Genomic DNA, 10,561 nt, shown 5'->3' on the forward strand with positions numbered 1-10,561 from the left:
AGGGGGCCGCGCCCCTCGCTCCCGGTTACTCCGTCCGCAGGCCGTCCGGCCGCATCAGACGCCACAGCGGCGGCAGGCTGAGCAGCGTGACCAGGAGTACGACCCCCGCACCGATCCCCGTCATCGCCGCCACCGCCGTCCAGTTGACCGCGACCGAGTGCCCCACCATCCCCAGCAGGATCGCACCGAGCCCGACGCCCACACCCGTGGACAGCACCAGTCCCAGCGCGACCGGGATCGCCATCTGCCAGAGCACCGACCAGCTCATCGTCGAGCGGCGGGTACCAAAGGCCACCAGCGCCGCCAGCAACCGCTTCCGCTCGCGCAGTTGCTCCAGTTGCGAGACCAGCAGGCTCACCCCGATGAGGAGAAGGACACCGGCGGTGCCGATGTACAGCCCCCGGCGCACCGAGGCGAATCGGGTGCTCTCGTCCGTTTCGGTCAGCTCCTGCACCTGGTAGAGCGGCGACGCGGCCGAGACGGTGTTCCGCGCCAGCTCGGCCGCGTCGCTCACCCCGGGATCCAGCAGCAGGTACAGCGTGCGGCTCAGCTTCGCCGTGGTGAGCTGCGGCAGCGCACGCGGGGTGACCAGGATGCCGCCACCGCCCTCGCTGCCCCCGGGCGACTTGCGTACGGGAACGGAGCGCGTGTCCGCCGGCAGTTTCCAGACGAGGGTCTTGTCGTCCACCTTGCCGGAGGCCGAGGTGGTGACGTAGAGCTTCTGGCCCGGCTTGGAGACCGAGGCCACGGTCTGGTCCCAACCGCCCGTCGTGACGAAGGTGTCGCCGTCCTTGCACGCGCCGATGGAGGCGATCTCGCGCAGCGAGGCGCAGTCCGCGAGGGTGATCGTGGACAGGTACGAGTCGTCGGGGTCGGCCGTGACCGTGGCCCCGCCGAGCGAGGCCACCGAGCGCACGCCGTGGGTGGCGCGCAGACGCTCCGCCATCTCCGCGCCCTGGGCCGCGCCGGAGAAGCCGTTGCCGGTCACGGAGAGCTGGGCGCGCGTGAGGTCCGCGCCCGTCGGCTTGGTGTAGTCGCCGTCGATCCCGGCGAAAAGCATCTGCAGCGCGATCGCCCCGGCGACCGCCACGGCGATCCCGTTGACCGTCCTGGCGGCCGTACCGCTGGTCAACTGGAGCCTGCGCACCGCCAGTTGCCAGGCGGTCGTGCCCCCGCCGAGGCGGTTCACGAAGGCCTCCACGCCCCAGGGCAGCAGTGCGACGACCCCGATGAGGAGCAGTGTCGTACCGCTGATGACCTGGACCTGGTTGAAGCGGCCGTTGTCCCGGCCCTGGCCGATCATGGGGTAGAGCAGCGCCAGCCCCGCGGCCGGCAGCAGCAGCCGCCACCACAGCCGGCGACGGCGTGCGACGGCTGTCCGTACGACGCCGAGCGGTTCGATGACCACCCCGCGCATCGACAGGAGCGTCACGCCGACGGCCGCCGCGGGCACGGCGAGTGCGACGAGCACCGCGAGAGCGGGGGAGGGGTCCACGTCGGCGGGGAAGAGGTTGATCCCCGCGAGGGTCATGTCACCGATGAACTGCCTTCCCAGGAGGAAGAATCCGGCCCCCAGGACCAGACCGACGAGCGATCCGGCGAGCGCCTCGCCCGCCGCGATGCGCCGGGTCATCTGCGCGTCCGCGCCCACCAGGCGCAGTGCGGCCAGCCGCCGGTCGCGGCGGTCGCCGCCGAAGCGGACGGCGGCGGCGATGAAGACGGCCACCGGCATCAGCAGCACGATGAAGATGATGACGACGAGGAGTGCCATCACCGGGTCCATGGGCTCCTGCTGCCGGGTGGCGCCGTAGGCGCTGATCCGGCGGACCTGGGACTCGCCGTCGTAGGCGAGCGTGGGGACGCTCGCGTAGTAGGCGAGTTCGTGCGGGCCCAGCAGTCCGCTGTCGGAGATGGTTCCGGCGTACTTGTACGGGATACGTTCGCGCAGGACCTTGCCCTCGGGGGAGTCGAGGAGCTTCTTCAGGTCGGGCGAGACCAGCATCTGACCCGCCGGGGGAAGGGCGGAGAGTCCCGGAGGTACAGGGGCGCGGGCGCTCTCTCCGCGTACGAGGCGGCCTCGTACGTCCTTGCCGTGGTACTTCGTTTCGGCGGGCGCCTGCAGGGTGGTGTCCCCCCGCTTGTCGGCCATCAGCGCGGAGAAGTCGTCGCGGGCCTGGCCCCGGTCCTCGCGCGCGGACAGCGCGCCGGGCACCGCGGTGGTGAAGAGCAGCACGGCGACGCCAAGGCCGACGCCGACGGCGGTCAGCAGGGTGCGCATCCACCCCTCGCGCCCGCCCGCGACCCCGAACTTGGCCCCTATGGACAGGTCCCTGGCCCAGCCGGCCGCGCTCATACGGTGAACTCCAGGTCGCGGGACTTCCCGTCGCGTACGACGATCTCGCGGTCCGAGTAGGCGGCGACCCGCGCCTCGTGGGTCACCAGGACGATGGCCGCGTTGGCGGAGCGGGCGGCCTGCGTGAAGAGCTCCATGACGCGCTCGCCGTTGAGGGAGTCGAGTGCGCCGGTGGGCTCGTCCGCGAAGAGGACGCGCGGCGATGTGACCAGGGAGCGGGCGACGGCGACGCGCTGGCCCTGGCCGCCGGAGACCTCGCCGGGACGCTTGCTGCCCAGGTCGTCGACCTCCAGGCGCTCCATCCACTCGGCCGCGCGGCGCTCGGCCTCCTTGCGCTTGACGCCGTTGAGGCGGAGCGGGAGTGCCACGTTCTCGACGCAGGTCAGCTCGGGCACCAGCTGGCCGAACTGGAAGACGAAGCCGAAGTCGCTGCGGCGCAGGGACGACCGTTCGGCGTCGGGCATCGAGGAGAGCTCACGGCCGTCGTACGTGATGGTCCCGGAGTCGGGGCGGACGATGCCGGCGAGGCAGTGCAGCAGCGTCGACTTGCCGGAGCCCGACGGGCCCATGACCGCGACGATCTCGCCGGGGTGGATGGAGAAGAACGCGCCGTCCAGGGCGGGTGTCGGACCGTACGTCTTGTGCAGGTCCTGGGCGGTGAGGAGGGAGCCGGCGGGGGTCATGCGCGCACCTCCGTGGAGAGCTGGGTGAGACGGGCGGCGGTCAGTTCCAGCCAGCGCAGGTCGGCTTCCAGGTGGAACAGCGCGTGGTCGCAGATCAGCTGGTCGGCGAGGTCCCCGCGCCGCTTGCGGTCGGTGAGGATGCGCATCAGCCGCAGGTGCTCGGCCCGCTGGGTGTCGAGGAGGTCGGCGGCGCTGCGGTCGGTCAGCAGGGCCAGGACGACCTTGGTGTAGAGCGTCGACTGGAGGTAGGGCTCGGGCTTCTCGGGCTGCGCGAGCCACTGGTCGACGTCACTGACCCCGGCCTCGGTGATGGCGTACCGCTTGCGCTCGGGACCGCCGCCGGCCTCCATGCCGTCGACCTCGACGAGACCGTTCTTCAGGAGCCGCGACATGGTCGAGTAGACCTGCCCGTAGTGGAGCGGGCGGTCGTGCCCGAACCTCTCGTCGAAGGCGCGCTTGAGGTCGTAACCATGGCGTGGGCCGGACTCCAGGAGTCCGAGCAAGGTGTGGCCGATTGACATGCCGAGCACTATACACACCACGTATACCCACAGTGCATAGTGAGTGGAGAAGATGACATTGCGTACCTAATCGGTCAACTTGGGTCGGGGTTGGCAACCTTGCGTGCGCTTCACTCGTCGGTTCCATAGAGACGGGTGCTGATTGTCACGTACGGAAAAGTGCTGATCAGCCGTCCTTTGTCCGTACGTGCGGTGTTAGCTTGCGAGCTGAGCTGAGCTGACCTGACCTGGCAGAGAAGAAGGCGGAGCGTACAGAGCGATGGGCCGAGCAGATGCGCGACGGGCCCGGCAGAGCGGGGCGCGCCGGGGGAAGCCGAAGAAGTCGGGCATACGCCGGCTCTTCACCTGGAAGAAGATGCTGGGCACGTTCCTCGGGATCGTGCTCCTCGGCATGGCCGCTTTCATCGGCCTCTATCTGTACGTCGACGTACCCAAGGCCAATGCCGCGGCCGACCAGCAGAGCAACGTCTACAAGCTCTCCAACGGCAAGGTGATCGCCCGCACCGGCGAGGTCAACCGGGAGAAGGTCGGCCTCGACCAGATACCCCTGGAAGTCCAGCGGACCTTCGTCGCCGCCGAGAACAAGTCCTTCTACGACGACAACGGCATCGACCTCAAGGGCCTGGCCCGCGGCCTCTACAACACGGCCAGCGGCAAGGGGAAGCAGGGTGGCTCGACCATCACCCAGCAGTACGTGAAGAACTACTACCTCAGCCAGGACCAGACCGTCACCCGCAAGCTCAACGAGCTGGTGATCTCGCTCAAGGTGGACCGGAAGTTCACCAAGAAGGAGATCCTGGCGGGCTACATCAACACCAGCTACTACGGGCGCCAGGCGTACGGGATCCAGGCCGCGTCCCAGGCGTACTACGGCATCGACGCCAAGAAGCTGAACGTCGCGCAGGGCGCCTATCTCGCTTCGCTCCTCCAGGCACCGAGCCAGTACGACTGGCAGGCGGCGACGCCGGAGGGCAAGAGGCTGGTCACCAACCGCTGGAACTACACCCTCGACAACATGGTCGAGAAGCACTGGCTGGACGCGTCGGAGCGCGCGAGCCTGAAGGTCCTCCCCAAGCCCCGGCCGGTCAAGGCCGAGTCCGGGCTGAAGGGCGAGACCGGCTATCTGGTCAAGGCCGCCAAGCAGGAGATGGTGGCCTCGGGCATCTCCGAGGCGGAGATCGACGCCGGAGGCTGGACGATCACGCTCAACATCGACGCCAAGAAGCAGGCGGCGCTGGAGAAGACGATCAAGCAGCAGGTGACCGACAAGCTGAAGCCCAAGTCCCGCAAGGTCGACGCCGACCTGCAGGCGGGCGCGGTCTCGGTCGACCCGCACACCGGGGCGATCCTGGCCCTGTACGGCGGCCAGGACTACCTCAAGCACGAGTACAGCAATGCCAAGCGCACCGACTACCAGCCTGCTTCCACCTTCAAGCCGCTGATCCTCGCGGCCGCGCTGGAGAACAACGCGAAGACGCAGGACGGCGATTCGATCACCGCGGACACCCGGTACAGCGGCAAGAGCAGGCGCCCGGTGGAGGGAAGCGATACCGCTTTCGCTCCGCCCAACGAGGACAATGTCAGCTACGGCAACGTCAACGTCCAGACGGCGATGAACAAGTCGATCAACTCGGTGTTCGCGCAGATGGGCGTGGACGTCGGGCTCGGCGAGGTCAGGAAGTTGGCCGTCGAACTCGGTCTCAGCCGGATGAAGACCGCCTCCGACTTCCCTGCGATGACGCTCGGTTCGTACGGGGCGAGCCCCATGGAGATGGCCGGGGCGTACGCCACCTTCGACAACCACGGCAAGAAGGTCACCCCCACCATCGTCAAGACCGCGACCCACGCGAACCGTGAGCCGTACTCGAAGATGAAGGACGCGATCGGTGACCAGGTGGTCAGCCGGTCGACCGCCGACGCGCTGACCTCCGTGATGACCGGTGTGGTCGACGAAGGCACCGGCACGGTCGTCAAGAACAAGGACCAGCAGGTGGCGGGCAAGACCGGTACCTCCGACAACAACAAGTCGGCCTGGTTCACCGGCTACACGCCGAACCTGGTCACCTCGGTCGGCCTCTTCGGTGAGGCGGCGAGCCAGCGCACGGTGGACGGCCAGAAGATCCTCAAGGGCGGCCAGGTCACCATGAGCGGGGCCGCAGGCAGCCCCACCGGCCGTATCAACGGTGGTGGTTTCCCGGCCCAGATCTGGGCCGCGTACACCTTCGGGCTCAGCATGGAGAACGCCGAGTTCGACCTGGACACCGACCAGGGCGCCGCGGTCGCGCCGACCTACACCCCGCCCGTGACGCCCTCGGAGACCCCGTCCGAGACGCCGTCCCACACCACGAGCAGGCGTCCGTCGAACACGCCGTCCCAGACGCCGTCGGAGACGCCGTCCGAGACGCCGGTGGATCCGGATCCGGGCGAGAGCAGCAGCCCGCCGCCGGACCCGGGCCAGAGCAGCTCATCGCCGAACCCCGGCGGCAGCCAGAACGCCGGCGGACAAGACTGACGGCACGACGGAGCCCCGCGCAGCGAATGCTGCGCGGGGCTCCGTCGTGTGTGCGGCTCGCTCAGCCGCCGCCGACCTTGGCGGCGATCTTGTCGCCGACGTCCTTGTCGATGTTGCGCCAGTACTGCAGGGCGCGCTCCAGGACCGGCTTGGAGACGTTCTGGGCCAGATGCCCGCTGACGTTGCCCACCAGCCGCTCGCGCGCCGCGTCGTCGAGCACCTGGCGCACCTGGGTGCCCGCCTGGCCCCAGTCGTCGTCCTCGCGGTGCAGCTTGTACGCCTCGCGGACCATCTCGCCCGCGGACTCCCAGCCCGCGACCGCGCCGAAGCGCTGGCCCGCGGCGGCAGCCGCTGATGTGAACGTCGCCGCCGGGCCGCCGTAGGAGTTCGGTGCGTACGGGCGCGCCGTGTTCGACGGCTCGTACCGCATCGGCCCGTCCTTCGCGTACGAATTGACCTGCGAGCGGGGCCGGTTGGGCGGCAGCTGCGTGTAGTTCGGCCCGATCCGGTAGCGGTGCGCGTCGGGGTACGAGAAGAGCCGGCCGAGCAGCATCTTGTCCGGCGAGGGGCCGATGCCCGGCACCAGGTTGGACGGCTCGAAGCCCGCCTGCTCGATGTGGACGAAGTAGTCCTCGGGGTTCTTGTCGAGGGTCATCCGGCCGACGTCGATCAGCGGGTAGTCGGCGTGCGGCCACACCTTGGTGAGGTCGAAGGGGTTGAAGCGGTAGTCGGCCGCGTCCTCGAAGGGCATGACCTGCACCTTCAGCGACCAGGTGGGGGCCTCGCCGCGCTGGATCGACTCGAAGAGGTCGCGGCGGTGGAAGTCGGTGTCGCAGCCCGCCATGTCGTCGGCTTCCTGCTGCGTCATGAACTCGATGCCCTGGTCGGTCTTGAAGTGGTACTTCACCCAGAACCGCTCGCCCGCCCCGTTGATCCACATATACGTGTGGGAGCTGTAGCCGTTCATGTGCCGGTAGTTCTTCGGGATGCCCCGGTCGCCCATCAGCCAGGTGACCTGGTGCGCGCTCTCCGGGGAGAGGGTCCAGAAGTCCCACTGCATGTCGTTGTCGCGCAGCCCGTTGTCCGGGCGCCGCTTCTGGCTGCGGATGAAGTCCTGGAACTTGATCGGGTCGCGGACGAAGAAGACCGGGGTGTTGTTCCCCACCAGGTCGTAATTCCCGTGCTCCGTATAGAACTTGAGCGCGAAGCCGCGCGGGTCGCGCCAGGTGTCGGGCGAGCCCTGCTCGCCGGCGACGGTCGAGAACCGCGCCAGCATGTCGGTCCGTTTGCCGGGCTGGAAGAGGTCGGCCCTGGTGAACTGGCTGACGTCGTTCGTCACTTCGAAGGTGCCGTACGCACCCGATCCCTTGGCGTGCACCACCCGCTCGGGGACCCGTTCGCGGTTGAACTGGGCCATCTTCTCGATGAGGTAGTGGTCCTGGAGCAGGATGGGCCCGTCGGGGCTGACGGTGAGCGAATGTTCGTCGCTCTCCACCGGAATCCCGACGTTGTCCGTGGTGTACGGGGCCTTCTGCGGTGCCTCGGTCACGAGCGTCCTCCCGTCGATTGGGGGATCGATCTATTCAGTCGCTACGTCCGACTGCCCCAGTCAACTCCGCCGACACCTCGTCGGCAACATCTGGACGCTGTCCAGCCCTGGACTCGTATCTCTGCGTATCACTGCAGGGAGAGCTCGAACCACACCACCTTGCCGGTCGACAGACGGGTCGCCCCCCACCGCTTGGCCAGCCGGTTCACCAGGAAGAGCCCGCGTCCACCCTCGTCCGTGTCGCGGGCGCGCCGCTGACGGGGGAGCTGGGGTGCGTCGTCGCCGACCTCGCAGCGCAGTACGTCCGTGCGCAGGAGCCGTAGGGTCACCGGCCGCTCCGCGTACCGCACGGCATTGGTCACCACCTCGCTGACCAGCAGTTCCATCGAGTCCGACAGCTCTTCGAGGCCCCAGCGCGCCAGCGCCTTGCGGGCGAGCTTGCGGGCACGCCCCGGCGCCTGCTCCTCCGGGTCCAGATACCAGTACGCGACGTCGCTCGGCGCGATCCCGTCGAAGCGGGCGGCGAGCAGCGCGATGTCGTCGTCCCGGTCGCCGGGTCCGAGCATGTCCAGTACGTCGTCGCAGAGGGCCTCCAGCGGCGGCGAGTGGTCGGGCCCGGTCAGCTGGGCGGTGGCCGCGAGGCGCTCCCGCAGCTGCTCGATGCCGGTCCACACGTCGCGCAGCCGCGACTCGACGAGCCCGTCGGTGTAGAGGAGCAGCGTGGCGCCCGCAGGGGCATCCAGCTCGACCGCCTCGAAGTCCACGCCGCCGACACCGATCGGCGCGCCGGGCGGCACGCGCAGCACCTCCGCGCGCCCGCCCAGGTGCAGCAGCACGGGCGGCGGGTGGCCGGCGTTGGCGATGGTGATCCGGTGCGCCACCGGGTCGTACACGGCGTACAGGCAGGTCGCCATCCGGTCCGAGCCGAGCCGCTGGGCCTGCTCGTCCAGATGGTGCAGGACCTCGGCGGGCGGCAGGTCGAGCTGCGCCAACGTCTGTGCGGTGGTACGGAGTTGGCCCATGATCGCGGCCGAGGTCATCGAGTGCCCCATGACGTCCCCGACGACCAGGGCGACGCGGCTGCCGGGCAGCGGGATCGCGTCGTACCAGTCGCCGCCGACGCGCGCCGTCTCGGCGGCCGGCAGATAGCGCGAGGCCAGCTTCACGCCGGTCGGCTGGGGGAGGGAGTCGGGCAGCATGGTGCGCTGGAGCTCGTCGGCGATGTACGCCTCGCGCCCGTACAGCACCGCCTTGTCGATGCCGAGTGCGGTGTGCGTCGCCAACTGGGCTGCCACGAGAAGGTCGTTGGGCTCGAACGCGGGCCCGTCGGGGCGGCGGATGAAGACCGCGGCGCCGATCACCCTGCGCCGGCCCCTGAGCGGGGCCAGGATCGTACGGTGCCCGGTCGGGACCGGGTGGCCGCCGCCGAGCAGCTCGGGGAGGGCGGCGCGGGCGGCGGCGGAGTCGCCGAAGACCGGGCGTACGCCCCGGAGCACCTCGGCCAGCGCGCCCCCGGCTCGGACTTCGCACAGCTCGGCCGCGAGAGGCTCAAGGGGCTCCTCCGCTTCCGCCGAGTCGCCGGATTCGGGTAAACGCAGCCGGTCGGTACGGCGCAGCCGCAGCACGAACGGCGTCACCGGACGCTCGTCGCCCACCGGCAGCGGGTCGCGGAGGAAGACAAGTATCGCGTCCGAGAAGGTCGGCACGGTCGCCCGGCACAGGCCGAGCACGATCTCGTCGAGATCTATGCCGCGCGCGATCCTGCGCGTCGCCGCGCCCACGAACCGCAGCCGGTCGCCCTCGGGGCGCGCGGGCGCCGCGGGTGCGGGGATGGCGGCAGCCGCGGCTGCCGCTGCCGCTATGTCCTTGGCGGACTTGGTGGCCTTCGCCGCGTTGGACTCGTCCGCCTCCTGGCGTGGACGGGTACGTTCGTACGGCCTGGCAGCGGTGGTGGGCTGTCGGCCTTCGTGGGAGGTGGAGTGCTCCGTCACGCTGGGGGTTCCGTCCGTCCGGGGCAGGTGTGCGGTGCAACCGCTTCGTGAGGTCGTATACCCGCTGTCATGGCCGCACCCCCCTGTAGTGACATTCGGTCAGTTACTGCACCGCGCACGGTTCGTTGTACGGCGCAGTCTTACGGAAGGCGATCCTACGTTTCGACCCTGGGGGCGCATCAAGGGTCTCACGCAGGCATATGCGCCGGGGCGCGATCCCAGTCAACAGGCAGCGCCGGAACCGGCCATCGGGTGTCGGGCCGCCAGCTCTCCCAACCGTCGGAGAACGGCGCACCCCAGGCCTCGACGGTGGCGACCGCGGCCCGCCCCGCCTCCCACACCCGCCGGGCCTCACCGCTGTCCATCAGCCCGTCCCGCTGGGCCTGCGCGAACTCGTCCTCGTCCAGCCATTGCCAACTCCGGTCCGGTTCCACGGCGATGTCCAGGAAATGGTCCACGGAGTCGACGCCGCCGGTCCAACGAGTGCGCGGCGCTTCGAGGTTCACATACCAGTTCTTGAAACGCCACCCCCGGTCCCAGAACAGCCACACCGACCAGGGCTCACCGGGCCGCGCGAGCTTCAGCACACCCATGCCCAACCACCGGGAATGCTCGGTGGTACGGGGCTTGGTGTAGCGGGTGGCGAGGGGCTCCTGGTGTACGGGTGTGCCGTCGGCCAGCACGGGCCGTACGCACTCGGTGCCGGGGGCCATCCAGACGGCGAGCAGGTCGGGGGTGTCCTGGACGACGGTGACGGGCCGGCAGATGTGGGGGCCTCCGGGGTTGTTGGCGCGATATCGCCAGAGGATCTGGTCCCCGGGCTGCCAGTGAGGTGTGCCTCCGGTGTCTGTCATGGAGGGATCTTAGTGAGGTCGGGCCTCTGGTGCTGCGACCCCCGTCACGGTGTGCGGCCCCGCCCCGGGGGCGCTGCCCCCGGACCCCCGGTCCTCAA

Annotated in this window: 7 protein-coding genes; 1 reads left to right on the forward strand and 6 read right to left on the reverse strand. The window is 69.6% G+C overall.

Translation table 11 applies throughout. The features are described 5' to 3' along the window. Positions 1 to 25: 25 nt before the first annotated feature. From J0695_RS09840 to J0695_RS09850, 3 genes are read right to left on the reverse strand one after another with little or no spacing between them, the layout of a single operon-like run. Positions 26 to 2,353 (reverse strand): ABC transporter permease, encoded by a 2,328-nt coding sequence (locus J0695_RS09840; protein WP_206961515.1) that lies wholly within the window; start codon positions 2,351 to 2,353, stop codon positions 26 to 28. Next, positions 2,350 to 3,036, reverse strand: a complete 687-nt coding sequence (locus tag J0695_RS09845; protein WP_206961516.1) for an ABC transporter ATP-binding protein — start codon at positions 3,034 to 3,036, stop codon at positions 2,350 to 2,352. Before J0695_RS09845 ends, J0695_RS09840 begins: the two co-directional genes overlap by 4 nt. Beyond that, positions 3,033 to 3,557, reverse strand: coding sequence for a PadR family transcriptional regulator (locus J0695_RS09850; RefSeq protein WP_206961517.1), 525 nt, complete (start codon positions 3,555 to 3,557; stop codon positions 3,033 to 3,035). The genes J0695_RS09845 and J0695_RS09850 overlap by 4 nt, the downstream gene beginning before the upstream one ends. Before the next feature lie 259 nt (positions 3,558 to 3,816). Here J0695_RS09850 and J0695_RS09855 point away from each other — a divergent pair, with 259 nt between their 5' ends. After that, complete coding sequence (locus tag J0695_RS09855; protein WP_206961518.1) at positions 3,817 to 6,069, forward strand: transglycosylase domain-containing protein; 2,253 nt, start codon at positions 3,817 to 3,819, stop codon at positions 6,067 to 6,069. Between the two features lie 61 nt (positions 6,070 to 6,130). Here J0695_RS09855 and J0695_RS09860 read toward each other — a convergent pair whose 3' ends face one another. The 3 genes from J0695_RS09860 to fomD form a co-directional block, all read right to left on the reverse strand. Continuing rightward, positions 6,131 to 7,618 (reverse strand): catalase, encoded by a 1,488-nt coding sequence (locus J0695_RS09860; protein ID WP_206961519.1) that lies wholly within the window; start codon positions 7,616 to 7,618, stop codon positions 6,131 to 6,133. Between the two features lie 128 nt (positions 7,619 to 7,746). Then, a complete protein-coding gene (locus tag J0695_RS09865) occupies positions 7,747 to 9,609 on the reverse strand; it encodes an ATP-binding SpoIIE family protein phosphatase (protein WP_206961520.1) in 1,863 nt (620 codons plus the stop codon). A gap of 188 nt (positions 9,610 to 9,797) precedes the next feature. After that, positions 9,798 to 10,463: a cytidylyl-2-hydroxypropylphosphonate hydrolase gene (gene fomD, locus J0695_RS09870; protein ID WP_206961521.1), complete on the reverse strand. Its 666-nt coding sequence runs from the start codon at positions 10,461 to 10,463 to the stop codon at positions 9,798 to 9,800. Positions 10,464 to 10,561 lie beyond the last annotated feature (98 nt).

This window comes from Streptomyces beijiangensis (assembly GCF_017315755.1).
GTDB lineage: Bacteria > Actinomycetota > Actinomycetes > Streptomycetales > Streptomycetaceae > Streptomyces > Streptomyces beijiangensis.

Bases quoted from the DNA above. Each gene is read 5' to 3' on its own strand.
- J0695_RS09840 (WP_206961515.1), bottom strand. From the start codon at position 2,353: ATGAGCGCGGCCGGCTGGGCCAGGGACCTGTCCATAGGGGCCAAGTTC.
- J0695_RS09845 (WP_206961516.1), bottom strand. From the start codon at position 3,036: ATGACCCCCGCCGGCTCCCTCCTCACCGCCCAGGACCTGCACAAGACG.
- J0695_RS09850 (WP_206961517.1), bottom strand. From the start codon at position 3,557: ATGTCAATCGGCCACACCTTGCTCGGACTCCTGGAGTCCGGCCCACGC.
- J0695_RS09855 (WP_206961518.1), top strand. From the start codon at position 3,817: ATGGGCCGAGCAGATGCGCGACGGGCCCGGCAGAGCGGGGCGCGCCGG.
- fomD (WP_206961521.1), bottom strand. From the start codon at position 10,463: ATGACAGACACCGGAGGCACACCTCACTGGCAGCCCGGGGACCAGATC.